18 protein-coding genes are annotated in these 19,220 nt (G+C 51.5%); 8 read left to right on the top strand and 10 right to left on the bottom strand.

The annotated features are described in order from the left end of the window. Window positions 1–163: 163 nt before the first annotated feature. Together FE845_RS17020 and fabG are read left to right on the top strand one after the other, a co-directional pair. Window positions 164–1,381, top strand: a complete 1,218-nt coding sequence (locus FE845_RS17020; RefSeq protein ID WP_200367358.1) for a polyhydroxyalkanoate depolymerase — start codon at window positions 164–166, stop codon at window positions 1,379–1,381. Window positions 1,382–1,529: 148 nt separating this feature from the next. After that, a complete protein-coding gene (gene fabG, locus FE845_RS17015; RefSeq protein WP_200367356.1) occupies window positions 1,530–2,273 on the top strand; it encodes a 3-oxoacyl-[acyl-carrier-protein] reductase in 744 nt (247 codons plus the stop codon). Window positions 2,274–2,332: 59 nt separating this feature from the next. Here the strand turns inward: fabG and FE845_RS17010 are convergent, their stop codons facing one another. From FE845_RS17010 to FE845_RS16990, 5 genes are all read right to left on the bottom strand, one after another. Next, entirely contained in the window at window positions 2,333–3,625 is a 1,293-nt protein-coding gene (locus FE845_RS17010) for a diguanylate cyclase domain-containing protein (protein WP_200367354.1), read from the bottom strand. A gap of 121 nt (window positions 3,626–3,746) precedes the next feature. Then, a complete protein-coding gene (gene zapE, locus FE845_RS17005) occupies window positions 3,747–4,880 on the bottom strand; it encodes a cell division protein ZapE (protein ID WP_200367345.1) in 1,134 nt (377 codons plus the stop codon). Window positions 4,881–4,909: 29 nt separating this feature from the next. Next, on the bottom strand, window positions 4,910–5,038 hold the full coding sequence (locus tag FE845_RS17000) for an SDR family oxidoreductase (protein ID WP_200367343.1): 129 nt from the start codon (window positions 5,036–5,038) through the stop codon (window positions 4,910–4,912). After that, window positions 5,035–6,249, bottom strand: coding sequence for a serine hydrolase domain-containing protein (locus tag FE845_RS16995; protein WP_200367341.1), 1,215 nt, complete (start codon window positions 6,247–6,249; stop codon window positions 5,035–5,037). Before FE845_RS16995 ends, FE845_RS17000 begins: the two co-directional genes overlap by 4 nt. Window positions 6,250–6,311: 62 nt before the next feature. Continuing rightward, window positions 6,312–6,956: a DsbA family oxidoreductase gene (locus tag FE845_RS16990; protein WP_200367339.1), complete on the bottom strand. Its 645-nt coding sequence runs from the start codon at window positions 6,954–6,956 to the stop codon at window positions 6,312–6,314. A 144-nt stretch (window positions 6,957–7,100) separates the two neighbouring features. Here FE845_RS16990 and FE845_RS16985 point away from each other — a divergent pair, with 144 nt between their 5' ends. The 3 genes from FE845_RS16985 to FE845_RS16975 all read left to right on the top strand — a co-directional run bounded on the left by FE845_RS16985 (window position 7,101) and on the right by FE845_RS16975 (window position 11,828). Continuing rightward, entirely contained in the window at window positions 7,101–10,082 is a 2,982-nt protein-coding gene (locus FE845_RS16985) for an EAL domain-containing protein (protein WP_200367337.1), read from the top strand. A gap of 93 nt (window positions 10,083–10,175) precedes the next feature. Further along, window positions 10,176–11,069, top strand: coding sequence for a patatin-like phospholipase family protein (locus FE845_RS16980; protein ID WP_200367335.1), 894 nt, complete (start codon window positions 10,176–10,178; stop codon window positions 11,067–11,069). 90 nt (window positions 11,070–11,159) lie between these two features. After that, a complete protein-coding gene (locus FE845_RS16975) occupies window positions 11,160–11,828 on the top strand; it encodes a glutathione S-transferase family protein (RefSeq protein ID WP_200367333.1) in 669 nt (222 codons plus the stop codon). Window positions 11,829–11,900: 72 nt separating this feature from the next. Here the strand turns inward: FE845_RS16975 and FE845_RS16970 are convergent, their stop codons facing one another. Next, the gene (locus FE845_RS16970) at window positions 11,901–12,356 is read right to left on the bottom strand and encodes a GatB/YqeY domain-containing protein (protein ID WP_200367331.1); all 456 of its coding nucleotides are present in this window, start codon (window positions 12,354–12,356) and stop codon (window positions 11,901–11,903) included. 108 nt (window positions 12,357–12,464) lie between these two features. On the opposite strand from FE845_RS16970, the gene FE845_RS16965 reads away from it, so the two are divergent. From FE845_RS16965 to FE845_RS16955, 3 genes are all read left to right on the top strand, one after another. Beyond that, entirely contained in the window at window positions 12,465–13,361 is an 897-nt protein-coding gene (locus FE845_RS16965) for a haloalkane dehalogenase (protein WP_200367328.1), read from the top strand. Window positions 13,362–13,446: 85 nt separating this feature from the next. Then, window positions 13,447–13,944 carry a DUF2780 domain-containing protein gene (locus FE845_RS16960; protein WP_200367326.1) on the top strand — a complete coding sequence of 166 codons (498 nt, stop codon included), beginning with the start codon at window positions 13,447–13,449 and terminating at the stop codon, window positions 13,942–13,944. A 125-nt stretch (window positions 13,945–14,069) separates the two neighbouring features. Then, window positions 14,070–14,573 (top strand): CoA pyrophosphatase, encoded by a 504-nt coding sequence (locus tag FE845_RS16955; RefSeq protein WP_320159703.1) that lies wholly within the window; start codon window positions 14,070–14,072, stop codon window positions 14,571–14,573. 20 nt (window positions 14,574–14,593) lie between these two features. Here the strand turns inward: FE845_RS16955 and FE845_RS16950 are convergent, their stop codons facing one another. The 4 genes from FE845_RS16950 to FE845_RS16935 form a co-directional block, all read right to left on the bottom strand. Next, complete coding sequence (locus FE845_RS16950) at window positions 14,594–15,049, bottom strand: DUF4112 domain-containing protein (protein WP_200367324.1); 456 nt, start codon at window positions 15,047–15,049, stop codon at window positions 14,594–14,596. Between the two features lie 28 nt (window positions 15,050–15,077). Then, window positions 15,078–16,220, bottom strand: a complete 1,143-nt coding sequence (locus FE845_RS16945; RefSeq protein WP_200367322.1) for an iron-containing alcohol dehydrogenase — start codon at window positions 16,218–16,220, stop codon at window positions 15,078–15,080. Window positions 16,221–16,314: 94 nt separating this feature from the next. Beyond that, window positions 16,315–17,262, bottom strand: coding sequence for a DUF4124 domain-containing protein (locus tag FE845_RS16940; protein ID WP_320159702.1), 948 nt, complete (start codon window positions 17,260–17,262; stop codon window positions 16,315–16,317). A gap of 53 nt (window positions 17,263–17,315) precedes the next feature. Beyond that, window positions 17,316–19,094, bottom strand: coding sequence for a DEAD/DEAH box helicase (locus FE845_RS16935; protein ID WP_200367320.1), 1,779 nt, complete (start codon window positions 19,092–19,094; stop codon window positions 17,316–17,318). Window positions 19,095–19,220: the final 126 nt, after the last annotated feature.

Raw genomic sequence — 19,220 nt, 5'->3', positions numbered from 1 at the left:
GATAAATTTGGGGAGGGGCATAAGTACATTATCTGCAGCCAAGAGCGCAAGCTACGTTGGTTGTCGGAACCGGTTCAGCAAAAACGTGATAATGTGGGAATCACGGATTGCCTAAGGCTCACTGGGACGATGCCACAACCCAGAACTTAAGTAGGACAAGCTCATGATGTACTTTGCTTACGAGATCGGCCGCGCCGCGCTGAAACCTGTACGTATGCTAACCAAGGCTCAAAGCAACCTGCTCCAACACCCGCAAAGCCCGTTATCCTTGATGCCCGGAGCGCGCAGCGTTGCCTCCGCCTACGGTGTGTTTGGCGACCTTACCCGCCGCTATTCGAAGCCTGCCTTTAATCTGCCCACTACTCTGTGTGACGGCAAAGAAGTCGCCGTTCACGAAACCATTGTAAAGCGCAAACCGTTTGCGCAGCTCAAGCATTTCAAGCGCGATGTAGCACGACCCGATGACCCAAAACTGCTGATTATCGCTCCGTTGTCGGGCCACTTTGCGTCACTACTGCGCGGCACCGTGGAGGCCATGCTGCCGGAGCACGACGTATACATCACCGATTGGCGCGATGCGTGTCTGGTTCCTTTATCGGAAGGCGATTTTGGTCTCGACGATTACATTGATTACATCATAGATTTCATTAGCCATATCGGGCCAAACACCCATGTTCTGGCAGTGTGTCAGCCCGTAGTAGCAGCACTCGCAGCAACTGCCATCATGGCCGAGGATGGCCACTCTTCGGCACCCCGTTCGCTAGCGCTGATGAGCGGCCCGATCGATGCCCGAATTGACCCCACCGCGCCTTGCAAACTGGCCACCAAGCACAAACTGTTCTGGTTCAAAACCAACCTCGTTCACCCGGTTCCCGCCCCCTACCCTGGCGCCTTACGCATGGTTTACCCTGGATTCCTGCAGCTAGCCGGGTTTGTGAACATGAACCTCGACCGCCATGTTGATGCCTACCGCGGGCTGTTCAGATCCATCCGTGACAATGAGACTGACAAGGTAAATCGTCACCGCGACTTCTATGACGAATATCTGTCAGTGATGGACCTTCCGGCACCCTATTATTTAGAAACCATCCAGCGAGTTTTTCAGGAGTTTGCGCTAGCACGAGGCTGCTTCACATACCGTGGGCGCACAGTGAATCCTGCCGCAATACGAAGCACTGCACTGATGACGATTGAAGGCGAAAAAGACGACATCTCCAGCCCGGGCCAAACTCAGGCGGCCCACGATTTATGTGTCAATGTGCCGCAAACCCGCCGCTTGCATCACCTTCAGTCAGGTGTTGGCCATTATGGTGTTTTCAACGGCAGCCAATGGCGGGAATCCATTGCACCGAAACTACGGAGTTTCATTCGCGCCGCATGACTCGTTTTTGACTTGGCACATAGCGAGTCAGATAGGTCTCTGCTAGCTTGAAAATAGGCCTTCCTCACAACAAGTCTTGTGTGGATGTGACCTATCTCAAACAACAACAGACAAGCGAGACAAGGGTTAACATCCCAAGGAGAGAGTCATGCAAGACCTCAAAGGCAAGGTCGCCATCGTTACCGGTGGATCACGTGGCATCGGGCGACACATTGCACTTAAGCTTGCCCAACGCGGTGCCGATGTCGCAATCAACTATCGCTCACGCCAATCGGATGCAGAAGGAGTCATTAAAGAACTTGAAGAGATCGGTGTCCGGGCAATGGCCATCAAGGCCAATTTGGCCAATAAGCCGGAGGCGCGCGGCGTCATCAGGGAAGTTCATAAACAATGGGGGCGCATCGACATTCTGGTGAACAACGCCGGTATCACCCGAGACAAGACGATGAAAAAGCTCACGGACGATGACTGGGACGATGTTCTGGATACGAATTTGGGAAGCGTATTCGCAACCTGCTCCGAAGTGCTAAACATCATGTTAGAGCAGACGTACGGGCGCATCATCAACATCAGTTCTTTTGTCGGCCAGTCCGGCAACTTCGGGCAGGCGAATTACGCAGCCAGCAAGGCTGGCGTAATTGCGTTTACCAAAACCTTGGCACTGGAAACGGCAAAGTACAACATTACAGTGAATGCCATAGCGCCCGGCTTTACTGATACAGAAATGGTCGCCCAGATACCCGAGAACATCCGCGAGAAGATCGTTGCAAGGGTGCCCATGGGCCGATTTGGACAGCCAGACGAAATTGCACGTGCTGTGGTATTCCTAGCGACGGAAGGGGACTACATTACCGGCCAGCAGATTAACGTAAACGGCGGCGTGTATATGTAAACTTAGCGCGCGACGCGCCAATACGTTCGTCGCGCGCGGGTGAGTGGTTTTGGTTAGCATTAATCAGCTGAGAAAAAGCGGATATTGTTCGTGCCTGAACTTTTGGCTGCATACATTGCTGTATCGGCATTTCTTATTAAATCAACAGATGTGCCTCCTCCTGCAGGGTACATAGCAATGCCGATGGACACTCCCACCTGAAGCAGGTCGCCGAGAATCTCTACTGGCTCATTAATTGAGCTGACGATGCGGTCCGCCACTTGGGTGATTTCATCCTTTCCCTGCGGATTATTAAGGATGAAGATAAACTCGTCGCCACCCACGCGGGCCACAGTGTCCGATCTACGCACCAGCGCCAGAAGCCGTTTCGCCACACTTTTTAATAGATCGTCCCCAACGTTATGCCCCAACTGATCATTAACCCGCTTAAACCCGTCAAGATCTAGAAACATCAGTGCAAAGTGAGTCTGGTCCCGTTTGGAATGAAGTAGCTGCTGGTCAATCCGGTCCATCAATAACGTGCGGTTCGGTAAGTCGGTCAAAGCATCGTGAAATGCCAGATGTTTAATGTGCTCATCTTTACGCCAAAGCGCCGTAATATCACTGAATACCGATACGTACCGCTCTGGTATGCCAGAGTCATCAGGCACCATGCTGATCGTCATACGTTGTAAGTAGAGCTCTCCATCTTTACGACGATTCCAGATCTCGCCATGCCAACGGCCACAGGCTTCTATTTCTTCCCACATAGCGGCGTAAAATGGCTGATCGTGTTGTTTGGATTGCAGAATGCGAGGGGTTTGTCCGACAGCCTCATCAGCTGTGTAGCCCGTGATTTCAGTGAAGCCAGGGTTAACCGACAGGATCGTGCCGCAGGTATCGGTGATCAGAACACCGTCAAGTGTATTCTCAAAGACGCGCGCAGCCAGTTTGAGTTTCGCCTCAATTTCCTTGAGGACGGTTACTTCATTGGCTTGTATTGAGAAGCCCCTGACCACCCCATCGGCGTCCACATCCGGAATGTAATGCCCAATGATGTGCCCAACGCTTCCATCAGCTTTGCTTAACGTGCGTTCAAAACGCTGCTGCTCTCCTGCCAAGGCACCGCGTATATGGGGCTCATTCAGTTTGAACAATTGCTCGCTTACCAAGTCTTGAAACCGCATCCCTATAATCTTTTCGGGCGGTATACCAAACCATTGGCTATATGCAGCATTCGCAAAGCGACAGCGTAAATCTCTTCCCCAATACCCCATCATATTTGGCGCATCATCTATGATGGTTCTAATGAGTTGGTCACTCCCTAGGCTGACCGCATGTTCCTTTTGCCCTTTATCTATTTTTATACTCATGAGTTATTACTGGGCATAGTGTTCGAGCTCCGGGCTGGATCTTTGGCGATAATACGCTCGATGTCATCTACAAATTTAACACAGTCTCGCAAATTCTTAACGTAAATAGCATGCACCCAGACTAGTGACCTGCCTGGCCAAATCGCTGCAACTGCATCTCCTGCAAGCGACTCAAAGTGCGGCGGAACGGAAAAGCCAGTGCGCCCACACTGTAGAGTTCACTCAACGGCACCGCAGCGTCGAGATAAAGTGGAATGCCACGGTCGTAACATTCATCAACCAAAGCAATAAACCGGCGCGCGCCATCATCCAGATGGGTCAATGCTGGCAACTGGCGATCTCCAGCCTCAACTTGAGTCACGCCGTCTTCAGTGCCACGAGCAATGGCTTTTTGCTGCCCGCCTCCGGCGAGCTGAGGCACTTCACTCAAAAACACATAGGTGAAACGATCACAAAGTTCTATAAAATCCTGCGCCGCAAGCTTCTGCTCACATAGGTCTTCATAGCGACACCAAAGCGCATGTTCGCTGCGTTGGACCACTCTGATATCGCTGTGGCCCAAGCGAAGGGGCTCACTGTTTAGCTGCTCACCCTCGCAAAGCAACTCCGCAAATGCGGCTTCCAGAGCCTGCGGCTGGCCAACCCAATAACGCTGTTTACGCTCGCCAGGGTGAAGCCGGTGATCCTGGCCACCATCCACGCTCACTACCTGCATATACTGTTTTAGAGCATCAATGGCAGGCAATAGTCGCTCACGATTAAAGCCGTCTTTGTACAAGTCATCCGGTGGCTGGTTAGACGTGGCAACCAGAACCAAACCCTGAGCGAAAAGCTGCTGAAACAAGCCACCCAGCAACACGGCATCACCAATGTCACTGACGAACAACTCATCCAGACACAGCACCCGCGCTTCAGCGGCCAACTCTCGCGCAAGAAGGCCAAGCGAGTCTTCTTGCCCGGTTAACTGAAACAGGCGCCGGTGCACCCAGCGCATAAAATGATGAAAGTGCTGCCGACGCGCCGGCACGGTAAGCGACTGGTGAAAACGGTCCATCAGCCAGGTTTTTCCGCGCCCTACAGGCCCCCAAAGATAGACACCCTGAATATCAGGATGCCCGACTTGAAGCTGCTCATAGCAGCGCTGCAAACATATAGCCGCATGCTGTTGGGCGGGGTCGTCTTCAAAGCCGGAAACCAGCGCGGCTTGATAGGCTTCGTAGGGAGGAAGTGAGCTAGCCACAGAGTTGCTTTTCATATTGACGAGCTCACAACTATCTCAGAGCGTTACTGCGCAGTTAAGCCGCCATCAACCACAAACTCGGAACCCGTAGAGTAACTGGATTCGTCCGATGCCAGATAAACCACAAGGGCGGAAACCTCTTCTGACTTCGCCAGAGGGCGCCAGTAAGTCACACCAAGGCTCCATTAACGATAGCCCGCAACTCCTGCCGGATAGGGTAAGAGGACGAAGGAATCAGTTGCGTCATAAAGATCACGACCAATTCCTCAACGGGATCAATGTAAAAGTTGGTACTTGCCAAGCCCCCCCAACCGTACTCGCCCACAGACCCGTTAACCTGTGATTTGGCCACATCTGTTTTTACCGAAAAGCCCAGACCAAAACCACTTCCGGCATAGGGTGTTTCGCTGAAGGCGCCCACTGAAAGGCCCGGCAAATCTTGATTGCCCGGCAGGTGGTTGTGGCGCATGAACTCTAAGGTTTTTCGCCCAATGATGCGCTGCCCCTGAAATTCTCCGCCCTGACACAGGGCCTGAGCAAAATGGAAGTAGTCGTCAATGGTGGAAACCAACCCGCCGCCGCCAGACAGGAATCGACCCTTATGTCGAAAAGGAGACGTCTCCGGATCATCCTGCAATTTGAACTGATCACCGGGCTGGTAAACATAACAGGCAGCGAATCTATCAAGCTGATCATCACGGACATAGAAGCCGGTGTCTGCCATGTTTAGGGGGTCAAAGATATGCTCTCGCAGATACTCGTCAAACGGCTGACCAGACAACAACTGCACCAGATACCCCAGCACATCGGTGCTGACGGAATAGTTCCAAGCCGTACCCGGCGAAAACTCCAAGGGCAGCTCCGCCAACTGATCAACCAGCGCCTCCATGGTCAGGTCCCTGCTACCATCAAGCCCTAACTCTCGATAGGCAGCGTCAACATTGGTCCGATTCATAAACCCATAGGTCAGGCCAGACATATGCGTGAACAGGTTGCGAATCGTCATGGGGCTGGCTGCGGGTGTCGTCAAAAACTCGGGATAGAGACCGCTTTTATAAACCCGCAGATTTTTCCAAGCCGGAATGTACTTGTGTACCGGGTCGTCCAGTAAAAACCGGCCTTGCTCGTAGAGCTGCATCATGGCAATCGATGTGATCGGTTTTGTCATGGAGTATATGCGGAAAACAGTGTCCCGGCAGACAGGCTTGTTGCGCTCCACATCCATTAGCCCCTGAGCCTTCACATAAGCAATCTCTCCTCGCCGAGCAACCAGAGTCAGTGCACCCGGCAGTTTTTTAGGCTGGATGTAGCAACGCTCTAAGTGGCCTTCGATATTAAGAAGCTGGCTCGGCGCAAGGCCAGCAATTTGCTTGAGTTCCGTCATACAAGGCGACCTTAATTACGTGGTGTTAAAATCTCGCTTAGCAGATCTCTTTTCAGGCTTTTTTAATCAGACTCTGCCATCTCCTGCAACGCCTGCACCAGAGTATCGGGTTCCTGAGCGCCGGAAATAAGATACTTGCCGTTAACAATAAATGCTGGAACAGCTGAGACGCCCGCCTTCTGGTAAGTGGCTTCATCCTTGCGCACGGCAACCGCGTATTGGTCTGAGTTCAACACTTCCCGGGCTTTTTCCACATCCAGCCCAAGGGCCTCAACACACCCGAGTAGAATATCGTGATCGGCCACATTCTCAGCCCTGCCAAAATAGGCTTCAAACAATGCTTGCTTCAACTCGGTCTGACATTCCTGCTCACCCGCCCATTTAACCAACCGGTGGGCATCAAAGGTATTACAGACAAGTCGCTCCTGAATCTTTTCAAAATTCAGTCCCAGCCCTTCGGCGATAGCCATCATCTGATCTTGAGTTGCGCGCAACTCTTCCTCGCTCCGCCCATATTTGCGCGCCAAAGCCGGCAAAATAGGCTCGCCATCACCGCTGTTATCCGGGTTCAGCTCAAATGCATGCCACTGAACTGTAAATTCATAATTTGCCGACAACTGCTCCATTGCGAGCTTTAAACGAGCGTAGCCAATGGCACACCAAGGGCAAGCAATGTCAGAAACGATATCAATATGCATCTTATTCATAGTAGACCCTGTCATCTATCAAACCGTTGCGAAACGCCTGAACTATAAACAGGCCTTCCCCGTAATTTACTTGTACTTTGCATAAAAAGATTGAACACTCTTACGATAAACATCGATCAATTTCGGGCCACAGCGAGCAGCATTGTGACTTCATCTTCTAACAGCGAGGCCGATCAAGCAAAACCAAGCTCAGGTGCCGATGAAGATGCGCCTTCAGTTTCGCGCGCCCAAAGACTGGCCCTCGTATATCGTGCTCTGAACGAAATCAACCAAGCCATCATCCGAACACGTTATGAAGATGCGTTACTTCCTTTGGTGTGCCAAATTGCCAACGATGTCTGCGGTATCCAATTCAGCTGGATTGGAATTGCCGACCTGAAAGATAACGCCCCCCTAGCGACTGCACAATTTCCCGTTAAGCGCGGTGGCCAGCCTTTTGGTGTTTTGTCGGCTTTTCATGTGGATGACGGCTTTTTCGACCGTGAGGTGACCGCCCTTCTCAATGAACTGGCTCTCAACATTACCTTCGCATTCGACAGCTTTGATCGAGAGAGCGAGCGCCGTAACGCACTGGAGGCGTTGCGATCCAGTGAACAACATTTCCGAGCCTATTTTGAGCGCTCCATGTTTGGCATGGCTGCATCCAGTCCAGCGAAAGGCTGGATAGAAGTCAATCAAGCACTGTGTAACATGCTCGGTTATACAGCCAAAGAGTTGATGGCTACAACATGGGCGGATGTAATCCACCCCGACGATATAGAGTTCAGTCGCGCTCGTTACATGCAACTGGTCGAAGGCAAGGTTGATGAGCTTTCCGTTGAAAAACGGTTTATCCACAAATCCGGTTATTTTCTCGACACCCATTTAGCTGTGCGCGCAGTTCGACATGCTGACGGCAGTTTCGATTATGCGGTAGCGCTGATTGAAGACGTTTCCTTCCGAAAAATGGCCGCTCGGCGTGAACAAATGCGACGGCAAACGTTGGAAAAAGTCGCGCGAGGCGGTTCATTAAAAGAAATCATGTCGCAGGTTATCGAGTCGGTCGAATCCATTTACTCAAACTCCATGTGTTCCATTCTTCTTATGGACGATGAAGGAAAACATCTGTTCAGTGGTGCAGCGCCCTCCTTACCCGGCTTTTTTACCGAAGCCATCAATGGCGTTAGCATAGGCGTGGGCGTTGGCTCCTGTGGCACCTCAGCCTTTACCGGAAAGCGCACGGTTGTCGAAGACATCGCGTCCCATCCTTACTGGGAGAACTTTAAAGGCCTTGCCGCCGAGGCGGGGCTCGGCTCTTGCTGGTCGGAACCTATACAAGCGGCGTCTGGTAACGTCTTGGGCACCTTCGCGATCTACCGCAAGGAACCCTGCGCTCCAGACACGCAAGAAATCGCATTGATTGAGAGCGCCGCCAATCTTGTTGGGATCGCTATCGAGCGGGCACACGCTCAGGAAGAGCTTCATCTTGCGTCTTCCATCTACCGCAACAGCTCAGAAGCCGTGATGGTTACTGACACCCACAATCGTATTGTTGCAATCAACCCCGCCTTTACCAAAGTCACCGGTTACACTCTTGAAGAAACCCGTGGCAAAGACCCCTCTATTCTCCACTCCGGCCATCACAACGCCGAGTTTTTTCAGGCGATTTGGCAAGAGGTGGCTCAGCAAGGATTTTGGCAGGGCGAGGTGTGGAATCGCCGGAAAAATGGCGAGGCCTTTCCTTCGTGGCTCACCATTAACGTTATTCGAAATAAAAACGGTGATATCCAGAGGCACGTGGTGATAGGTTCGGACATCACTGGTAAGGTGCGCTCGGACGAACTGATTTGGCGCCAAGCAAACTACGACTTCCTGACCAACTTACCAAACCGGTATATGTTTCAAGACCGCTTGGAGCAAGAAATTCGCAAGTCGCTACGCCAAGATTCATTGCTAGCGCTGTTGTTTATTGACCTCGACCACTTTAAAGATGTTAACGACACACTCGGACACCCAGTAGGCGACCAGTTGTTGGTGGAAGCTGCCGTTAGAATTAACAGTTGTGTGAGGGAGTCAGATACGGTCGCTCGCATGAGTGGCGACGAATTCACCGTTATCCTCCCCCGGCTTGAAAATACGCTCGACGGTGAAAAGGTGGCCGAGCAGATCATTCGTGTGCTGGCAAAACCTTACACTATTAATAATGAAACAATTTATGTTCAGGCCAGCGCTGGCATCACTTTCTGTCCAAACGACGCCGCAGAGGCATTTCAGTTAATCAGTAACGCCGATCAGGCTATGTACGCCGCGAAGACATCAGGGCGAAACCGCCTTGCTTACTTTACCCAATCACTACACGATGAAGCTCAGAACCGCCTTAAATTGCTGCATGATATGCGCTCAGCCGTTGAGAACCGGCAGTTCGAGCTCCACTTCCAGCCCATAATTGATCTTGCGAACGGGAATGTCTGCAAAGCTGAAGCCTTAATACGCTGGAATCATCCAGAGCGCGGAATGATCAGCCCGGCCGAGTTTATTCCTCTGGCGGAAGAATCTGGATTAATCGTCAAAATCGGCGACTGGGTATTTAGAGAGGCTGCCGCTCAGGCAAAACGCTGGTGTGAGTTATACGATATCGGGTTACAGATATCAGTGAATGTTTCGCCTGTGCAATTTCAAAGTGACGCACTGAGTATTGCAGACTGGCTGCACCACCTGAGTGAAATTGGGTTGGATGCGAAGCATCTAAGTATCGAAATCACCGAGGGGCTGCTTCTGAATGCCAGCGATGGAGTCAAAGAAAAGTTGCTCCGGTTCCGGGATGCAGGCATTCAGGTTGCCATTGACGACTTTGGCGTGGGCTATTCAGCGCTGTCTTATCTCAAGCGGTTCGATATTGACTACCTCAAAATTGACCAGTCTTTTATTCAGAATCTCGAAACAGACCAGAACGACCTAGTGCTTTCTGAAGCCATTGTGATGATGGCTCACAGGCTTGGCCTTCACGTTATCGCTGAGGGTGTAGAAACTCAGGCTCAGCAACACCTACTGTTGGAAATCGGCTGTGATCACGGCCAAGGGTACTTCTTCTCCCGCCCCCTGCCCGCTGCAGCATTTGAAGAGTTCTTGGCAAAACCGGTCGCCTAAAACTTCAAAATGCTGAACTGAGACCCCTGCCAAATCTGTTAGAATCGGCCCGAACTTTCCTCCCTGAACTGAAGTCCTAACAGGCTGTTATGCATGAAGCTCAACCCCTTTAATACCCGTATTGGTCTAGCCCTTGGGGGCGGTGCAGCCAAAGGCATTGCTCACATAGGTGTTTTGAAGGCGTTTGAGGAAGAGCAGATACGGATTCACTGCATTTCGGGCACCAGCGTAGGGGCATTGGTCGCCAGTTATTACGCTTTCGGCCGCCCGGTGGACTCTATCCTTTCCATTGGTTCCGCTCTAAATCTATCCAAGATTCTCAACTTTACTTTGGAGCGTGGCGGCCTGTTCAGCACGCAGGCCATTCGGGACACGATTCACCGAGATCTGGGGGATTGCCGAATTGAAGATGCCAGCATTCCTCTGGCCATTTGCGCCACAGATATCGAAACCGGCGAGCAACTGATATTTAGGGAAGGGAATCTTGCAGACGCTGTGTGCGCATCCATGGCAGTACCCGGCTTGTTTGTACCGGTGGAGGTGGGTGGCCGGATTCTGGTAGATGGCGGACTGGTTGAAAATGTTCCAATTTCTCCATTGGCCCAAATGGGCGCGGGCATCACTGTAGCCGTTGATTTGAGCCATGTAAGCCGATACCAAAAACCAGAAGATACATTTGATGTCATCAGCAATGCCATCAACATCGCCATCGATTTTAATACCCGCAAGCAGCTAAAAAACGCAGATATTGTGGTGCCGTTGGATTTAAGCCGGTATAGCCTCACCAACAACGCAAAGTCTGTGAATGAGCTATACATGGAAGGCTATCACCCCATGATGAAGAAGATTCAACGTGTGCTCTGGTACAAACGGGCAAACGTTATTATGTATCTTTTCAAAGCCGCCAAAAAACTTCTGCCTCTCAAGGTGCCAGAGATTATCAAAGACTTGAAAAGTCATGTTTTCGACCGCCGTCATCGGAGCTGACGACTTAAATCACAATCGCAGTGAACCAAAAAGTGATTTGCAGACTACTCTATAACCCTACTCATTTTTTTATGCGAACGGAGCTTCTGCATGATTACAGTTCATCACCTCAACAATTCTCGCTCACAACGTGTTCTCTGGATGCTGGAAGAGCTAGGTGTGCCCTACGAGATTCAGCATTACGAGCGTGACGCCAAAACCATGCTCGCACCTGCAAGTCTTAAAAAAATACACCCATTGGGCAAATCACCCGTGATCACGGATGGTGATCTGGTGGTGGCAGAGTCTGGCGCTATCATCGAATACCTTGCCCACACCTACGGCAAAGATACGATGCTGCCGGAGGCTGGCGGTCAGGCTTGGCTGGATTACACCTACTGGCTGCACTACGCAGAAGGTTCTTTGATGCCACCGTTGGTAATGCGGTTAGTGTTTGAAAAGGTGAAAACCAGCCCGATGCCGTTTTTTATCAAGCCCGTGGCGAAAGGCATTGCCGATAAAACCAATGACGTGTTTATCGGCCCCATGATCAAAACACACTTAGACTTTGTTGAGTCCCATTTGGCAAAAAACACTTGGTTTCTTGGAGACAAACTCAGCGCTGCGGATATACAGATGAGCTTTCCGCTAGAAGCCTCAGTGGCTCGCGGTATCGTAGGCAAGAACCGGCCTAACATCACAGCCTGGGTAAAACGGGTACACGCCAGACCTACATACCAACAAGCGCTTGAAAAGGGCGGAGAATACGATTTCGCGTGAGAGCTTACTATCTATTTGAAATGAAAACGGGAGGCCAGCGCCTCCCATTAAGGTTTCTACTTAAAACGACAATCAGCCCGCCAACGCAGCGCGCACCTTCTTGCTAAGATGCCCCATATCAACACGGCCAAGCACTTGGGGGCGCAGTTCATTCATCACATTCCCCATGTCCTGCATTCCCTTGGCGCCGGTTGAACTAAGCGCCATACGAATCAGGCTATCCAGATCGTCCTCTGTAAGAGCGGCAGGCATGAATTCTTCAATAATCACCATTTCCGCTCGCTCTTTGTCGCCCAACTCTTCACGACCGGCATCATCGTATTGAGTGGCAGCATCGCGACGCTGCTTGAGCATTTTATCCAATACTTTCAGGACATCCTCATCACTCAGCTCGCGACGCTCGTCAATCTCGATCTGCTTAATGGCCGCCTGAGCCATGCGCAAAGTGACAAGACGGAGTTTATCCTTACTGCGCATCGCGTCTTTTACCGCGCTGGTCAGTTGCTCTTTGAGTGTTAGTTCAGACATTATCTGTCTCCTACTCTATGGATTAAGGGCGGTAAGTTTGCATGATGCACAAGGGTAGATCTAGAGGAAAGTCGGCCCCACACAGTACTGAACAACAAGGCAACAAATATGGATTTCGTCAGAACCCCCGACGCACGTTTTGAGCGGTTACTAGACTACCCCTTCAAGCCGCATTATGAAGATATTGATAACCTACGGATGCACTATGTGGATGAAGGGCCAGCCGATGCCAGCCCGATACTCATGCTACACGGTGAGCCCTCTTGGTCTTACCTCTATCGCCATATGATCCCCATATGCGCGGCGGCTGGCCATCGAGTGATTGCGCCGGACCTTATCGGCTTTGGCAAGTCTGACAAACCCACCGCTGCGGAAGATTACAGCTATCAACAACATATGGGGTGGATGCAGCAGTTCATCGACAAGCTCGAACTGAACAACATGACACTTGTATGTCAGGACTGGGGCTCACTACTGGGCTTGCGGCTCGCTGCCGAAAACCCAGAGCGCTTTCGTGCCATTGTGGTCGGTAACGGGATGCTACCCACCGGAGACCAAAAAACGCCACCCGCTTTCAATATCTGGAAAAACTTTGCGTTACACAGCCCCTGGTTCCCCATTGCCCGAATTATCAACGCTGGATCATTCCGCAAACTGGGGCCTGACGAGCTGCGAGCTTACGACGCCCCCTTTCCGAGCAAAAAACACAAAGCTGGCGCCCGTGCGTTTCCGCGTTTAGTGCCTGTGCGCCCAGATGACCCAGCGAGTGAGGCCAACCGCGAGGCATGGGCGGTTCTGGAACGCTGGAACAAACCGTTTCTCACGCTATTCAGTAATGGCGATCCAATCACTCGTGGCGGTGCCGCCTATATGCAAAAACGAATTCCGGGCGCCAAGGGCCAGCCGCACGCAACTCTGAAAGGCGGCCACTTCTTGCAAGAAGATTCGCCAGTGGCCTTTGCCCGGGGGATTAATGATCTGCTTGCCTCGGAGTCAGAAAATTAATCTATCTAAGAGTGCGACACTTTAATTTTGCCTCACGCCCCCAATATATAGAAAAATATTTAGCCCCACACCTCAGGACATGACAATGAACGAGATTCTCAAGAAGTTCCTTTTTGTCTCAAGCATTTACCTTCTAGCCCCTACCGCTGGCGCGTTTAATCTTGATGAAGCCATCGCCAGTGGCACACAAGCGCTCTCTTCAGCAACAGAGGTCAGTGGCGAAGCCCAGCAACTTTTAGGACAGCTTGAGAACGACCTCGGCGTAACCGAAACTCAAGCAGCGGGCGGTACCGGTGCTTTACTACAACTAGCAAAGAGCCAGCTGGGCGCAGATTCGATGAACACGGTAAAATCCAAAGCTCCTGGCCTTTCTGGTTTGCTGGGTGCCGATAACAGCATGGGGTCAACCCTGCTATCCAACATCTCATCCATGGACGGAGTGCAGTCCGCATTCTCAGCTTTGGGAATGGATAGCGCCATGATCCAACAGTTTGTGCCGATTGTGATGGGCTTTTTGGGCGATCAAGGAGTTGGGTCCGCACTGCTAGGTCAGCTGCAAGGTCTTTGGGCGCCAGCTAGCTGAATGGATAAACCTTGATTAGATTGAAGGCACTCAGGGGCAGGAAGAGTCGTGGGCGAGCTAATCGTAAATCGCTGACGATACGCCCCCAAAAGCTCCCTTTCCGGCGGCGCCTAGCCCGTGCTTCCGTGGCATTGATTTATCGAGAAACTGAAAACAACGGGGTGGAGCTGTTGTTCATCCAGCGGGCGCGCCGAGAAGGAGACCCCTGGTCTGGCGATATGGCCTTTCCAGGCGGTCGCATGCAATCAGAGGATGCCACACCGCGCGCTGCCGCAGTAAGAGAAACCCTCGAAGAAACCGGCGTCGACCTGATGAGCCATGGCCGCTTCCAGCTCAGGCTGTCAGACCTTATTACCCGCCAACACAGCCGCTGGCGACCGATGGTAGTAACCCCCTATGTTTACGAGTGGCAAGGGCCGGAAACAGTATTGCCAAACCACGAAGTACAACAGATGGTGTGGATTTCTCTCGACTACCTTGCAGCCAAAGAGAATCAAGGCAAAATTCCATGGCGCACGCCCCTTGGAACATTAACGCTTCCATGCTGCCGGTATCAGGGCTACTGCATTTGGGGGCTAAGCTATAGCATGCTGCAAGAGCTGCTGGCGCTGGACTTAGACGAGCCTTGAGCGCCGCTCCCTTGGAGACCTCAAAAAACAAACATCACGCCAGCAGTAACAACCCCAAAAAAGATGGATAGCCCGATTAGAACCTTCCACGGAAAGGGTGGCGGGGGTGGTTCATCGGCGAGCTGCTCTTCCAAGTAGTTTCTCAGTAATCGCGTATTGCGAATATTGGCCTTAAAAACAGCATCAAAAGCATCCCCCACTACGGGAATCAGGCCACCGAGAAAATCGACGCCCATGTTGCGCAACATGCGCAGCTTTACCTTCTTGCTGGCTCCCGCGCGCTGAGCTTCAATCAACACATAACTCGCCAGTACCAGCCCTACAGCGTCGCCTACAACCGGCAACAGGCCGATAACGGCCTCTGCGCCAATTTTAAATGGCGTAAAGGGAATACTAATGCTGTTGTCGGTAAACCGGCTGAACTTATCCAGCCGCTTAAGTATCGCCCGCTGCCGGGCCTCGGTTGGCTTAATCATTTCAGGCCTCTGGGGCGGCGACGTTTAATCAAAACGATTGGCGCATAATGTTTTCTATCGTGGCTGTCGACAATACAACCGGGTTCGCCTTCATCGAAGAAGAGCTCGCAGCTGCCTGCGAAGCTAAAGCAATGTGATCTTCCGTGACCCCAATCGAAGCGAGCCCGGGTAGGCCATTTTGTGCAATCCATTCACGGAACTGCGGCAGAGCCTGATCAGAGCATGTTTCAAACACCTCAGCAATCCAGCCAATCACCTGATCAACACGGGCCTTTTGATTCGCATCGACCACATTATCACGGTTTGCAGCTATGCCCGCCGGCAACAAAGCACCGCATATCGCTCCGTGGGACGCACCACACAAACCGCCCAGCGGCCCGGCAATACCATGCACAACACCCAGCCCCGAGTTCGCAAGCGCGAGCCCACCAAATAGGCTCACCTGAGCTAGAGCGTCACGCACCTCTGTGGATTCTTCCGCCATCAATTGTTTTAAAGCATGGAGGCCTTTGGGAATAGCTTCTTTACACAACATATCCGTGAATAGGTTTGAGCGCGACGAGAGGTAAGGCTCTATAACCTGAGTTACGGCATCCAGCCCAGAATGCAAGCTGACCTCTCGGGGGCAGTTATCAGTGAGTGCTGGATCTACCAAGGCTAAATCAGGAAGTAATTGGTTATCTCGGAGACTGACCTTGCGCTGTGCTTCCACCACATCGATAACCGCATTTCGAGTCACTTCCGCCCCTGTGCCCGAGGTGGTTGGCACTAGAACTAGCGGCAAGCGCTTCGTTGACAATGGCAAGCCACTACCTACAACCTCCAAATGACTCATCAAATCCGTCTGGCTTGGCAGCATGGCTGCAAGCACCTTAGCTGAATCCATAACAGAGCCACCGCCAATACCGAGCACCAGATCAATGCCCAACGATTTACCTTGATTAATGGCAGCAATCAGCGCCTTCAAGTCTGGCTCTTTCTCAACGGACAAGGTCTGGGCAATATCAACACCCTTGAGTGACTCGAACACCCCGGAAAGCCGGCTTGGATTTTTACCGTGCACAATCAGTACGCGCCTACCCAGCTTTGCTGCCCGTTCGTTCAGTTGAGCTACCACTCCCCGCCCGAACAGGATCTCAGTTGGGGTTACCAAGCTAAATGTGCTTAACATAAACAGGATCGTCCTGAGGGTTTAAAAGATGCTTTCACTCTACGCCACCGAGGCAAGCCCATGCACGCTCAAAGCCAATAAAGTAACAGCCAAACTACAGCCTGATACTCTCCCTACCTTGGCCATGCAACCAACGCCCCCAATCCAAACTCAACATGGAGACACCACCGATGTAATTGTCATCAACAAGATAATACGACAGCGTGCGATCCCCTCTATTAAAATTGTGCATTAGCCGCACCAAGAAGTTGCGACTGGTCGGTTTGGAGAGCAGGAAGTAAATGAACTGGCCAGCCTGGGCTCTTAAGCTCCCTTTCCCAGACGCGTCAGAATGCAGCCATTTATCGCTGGATAGTTTCAAAAACTGGTCGATTCCGTTCAATCGGCCCAGTTCACGGGCTTGAGCGACCACCCATTGATTTTCCCGATGTCGTTCGAAATACAGGCCCGATCCGTCGCGCTCCAGCATCTCCATCTGCTCGGCAAGGCCTTCGTTTAACCAAGCTGGCGCGTAAGGAACAATGGTATCGATGATTGCGTGACTCACCTCATGCTTAATCGTTCTAAAGGTAAGCCTTCTGTTCTTCTGCATATAGACGACGATTTGATTTTCGGAAGGTATATACAAGCCATAAGACGCAACCGCCTTACCTCGATTATTGCGGATCAGGTAATTCCGATATTCTGTCCTTCCCTTAAAGATCATGATGTTGACGGGCACCGTCCGGTACATGTCAAAGGACATCACACGATCGAAAAACTCGTAGACATTGTTCGTGCCGTCAACAATCTGCTGGTTTTCCTCATCGGTAAGCTCTACGTCAACGGCATTAATATCGATTTTAAATCGCGACCACTTCGACACGCCGGGCTTCACGTTAACAATCTGCTGTTCAACCTTGTGGTCTTTTCGGTCGCTGAAGTGAACTTTTCCGTCACCATCGACCCATTTATAAATCTCTGCATGAACGGTACTTGCAGCAATCATAAACAGCGAAAAAACAACGATTGAATGTATGGCCTTCTTTAACCCTTTAACCACTTAGTTTTACCTGTTGGAGAGCGCTTTTGAGCAAGCTTAATACTCAACAGCGCTTACGTTTCATATGCCTTGCGATAGCTGCCCTGATAATCAAAAATCCGCTCCTGTACTTGCCAATAATGTTTTTGCTTCCGAGCAATCACAAAGTCCGGCGCTGACAACAAGGCCTGAACCTCAAGCACCTCTTCAACTCGGCCGAACTCCTGAGGAGTCTGGCTGTTGGCAAAACGCCGCCCAAACAGCCTATTGAACACTTTACGCTGCCCCAGTTTGCTGAAATCAAACGACTCATTTAGCTCTTCACCGTCTTCGCTGTGATAGGTGACCTTCAGTTTGTTGCCACTGGCACCAACAGTAATTCCTGCGCAGCGGATTACCATGGCATCCTTCAATTTCAGGGCATCTCTTAGCTGATCATCCGGGTCGATAATAGCCTTATTACACTGATGACACATGCGGGCGGCAATATCATTCTCGGCATTGCAGTGGGGGCACTCTTTGAAACGAAAGCGGTAATCGCACTGTTCGGGGCGCCCGTCCCGCTCAGTCAGCTCATTGCCTACAGCAAGTTCCAAAATGCCCTGACAACGGCGACCGTGGTGTTCAACCACCTGCCCTTCGTCATCGGTTTTGCCCCAAAAGATATTGGCAAACCCACAGACTGGACAAAATACCTGCACCGGCTCGCTATCCGGGTTTGGCTTCTTCTCACCCACCTCAGGGTGATGCAGATTCACGTTATTTCCCGCGTAATCAATCACTAGACAATCCTGCTTACCTGCATCCAAGCGAAGGCCACGCCCCACAATTTGCTGATACAGGCTCACCGACTGGGTTGGGCGCAGAATGGCAATAAAATCCACATGGGGCGCATCAAAGCCCGTGGTGAGTACCGACACATTCACCAGGTACTTTAGCTCCCCCTGTTTAAACCGCTGAATCAACGAATCCCGCTCACTCTGATCAGTGGCGCCTGTAATCAAGGCGGTTTGGTGTTCCGGCAAATAGCCGTTGATCTCCTTTGCATGTTCCACCGTTGCCGCAAAAATCATCACCCCCTTGCGGTCAACCGCCAGCTTCATTATCTGCTCAATAATGGCTCGGGTTACACGCGGATACTTGCTCAACAGTTGGTTTACATCTTTTTCCGCGTATTCACCAAACTGATTCCGAGGTAGCGCGGAGAAATCGTATTGCGCGACAGCTGCATCGACCAACTCGGGCTTTGTGAGATACCCCCGGTTGATCATATAACTCAATGGCAGTTCGTAGATGCAATGCACAAAGGGCTTATCCTGATCGTCATCAGAGCCGCGAACAAAGCCCCGGTAGTGATAGCGATAAATCCAGCCCATAGCCAAACGGTAGGGCGTGGCGGTTAGGCCGAGCACTTTGAGGGAGTCATTCTGTTGCCGCATGAGCTCGATAATTCTTTGATACTGACTGCTTTCATCACCACTAACCCGATGACACTCATCGATGATGAGCAGCGAATATGCGTGCCTAAACCGATCCAGGTTGGCGGATACGGACTGAACACTGGCGAAAGTCACCTGATGCTGGTTTTCCTTGCGCTTCAATCCGGCGGAAAAAACGCTGGCCGTTAACCCATAGCTCTGGTATTTCGCATGATTCTGCTCGACCAGCTCTTTAACGTGGGTTAACACCAGAATTTTGCGCCGCGCAAGACGGGCCAACTCGGCAATGACCAAGCTTTTACCTGCACCAGTCGGCAACACAATCACCGCAGACTCATCCGTCTTGCGAAAGTGCCTCAATGTGGCATCGACGGCTTCTTGCTGGTATGGGCGCAGCTTGAAAGGAAGAGGCATGGTGCAGTGTTTAATCGGTTTCGGTGTAGAGAGCGATCATACTAAAGGTTGCGAATACACGCACCAGATTCTCACCCGAGAAGATCCGGCCAGAACTCTTGAGCGTAAAACTTATGCTCGGGCTTG

It is taken from the genome of Marinobacter sp. 1-4A, assembly GCF_016597725.1.
Taxonomy (GTDB): Bacteria; Pseudomonadota; Gammaproteobacteria; order Pseudomonadales; family Oleiphilaceae; genus Marinobacter.
Note: the sequence above shows the minus strand (reverse complement) of the source record. Positions and strands in the feature narration are given on the sequence as shown.

Excerpts from the sequence above, each read along its gene's own strand:
- FE845_RS17020 (WP_200367358.1), top strand. The coding sequence starts at position 164 with ATGATGTACTTTGCTTACGAGATCGGCCGCGCCGCGCTGAAACCTGTA.
- fabG (WP_200367356.1), top strand. The coding sequence starts at position 1,530 with ATGCAAGACCTCAAAGGCAAGGTCGCCATCGTTACCGGTGGATCACGT.
- FE845_RS17010 (WP_200367354.1), bottom strand. The coding sequence starts at position 3,625 with ATGAGTATAAAAATAGATAAAGGGCAAAAGGAACATGCGGTCAGCCTA.
- zapE (WP_200367345.1), bottom strand. The coding sequence starts at position 4,880 with ATGAAAAGCAACTCTGTGGCTAGCTCACTTCCTCCCTACGAAGCCTAT.
- FE845_RS16995 (WP_200367341.1), bottom strand. The coding sequence starts at position 6,249 with ATGACGGAACTCAAGCAAATTGCTGGCCTTGCGCCGAGCCAGCTTCTT.
- FE845_RS16990 (WP_200367339.1), bottom strand. The coding sequence starts at position 6,956 with ATGAATAAGATGCATATTGATATCGTTTCTGACATTGCTTGCCCTTGG.
- FE845_RS16980 (WP_200367335.1), top strand. The coding sequence starts at position 10,176 with ATGAAGCTCAACCCCTTTAATACCCGTATTGGTCTAGCCCTTGGGGGC.
- FE845_RS16975 (WP_200367333.1), top strand. The coding sequence starts at position 11,160 with ATGATTACAGTTCATCACCTCAACAATTCTCGCTCACAACGTGTTCTC.
- FE845_RS16970 (WP_200367331.1), bottom strand. The coding sequence starts at position 12,356 with ATGTCTGAACTAACACTCAAAGAGCAACTGACCAGCGCGGTAAAAGAC.
- FE845_RS16965 (WP_200367328.1), top strand. The coding sequence starts at position 12,465 with ATGGATTTCGTCAGAACCCCCGACGCACGTTTTGAGCGGTTACTAGAC.
- FE845_RS16960 (WP_200367326.1), top strand. The coding sequence starts at position 13,447 with ATGAACGAGATTCTCAAGAAGTTCCTTTTTGTCTCAAGCATTTACCTT.
- FE845_RS16950 (WP_200367324.1), bottom strand. The coding sequence starts at position 15,049 with ATGATTAAGCCAACCGAGGCCCGGCAGCGGGCGATACTTAAGCGGCTG.
- FE845_RS16945 (WP_200367322.1), bottom strand. The coding sequence starts at position 16,220 with ATGTTAAGCACATTTAGCTTGGTAACCCCAACTGAGATCCTGTTCGGG.
- FE845_RS16935 (WP_200367320.1), bottom strand. The coding sequence starts at position 19,094 with ATGCCTCTTCCTTTCAAGCTGCGCCCATACCAGCAAGAAGCCGTCGAT.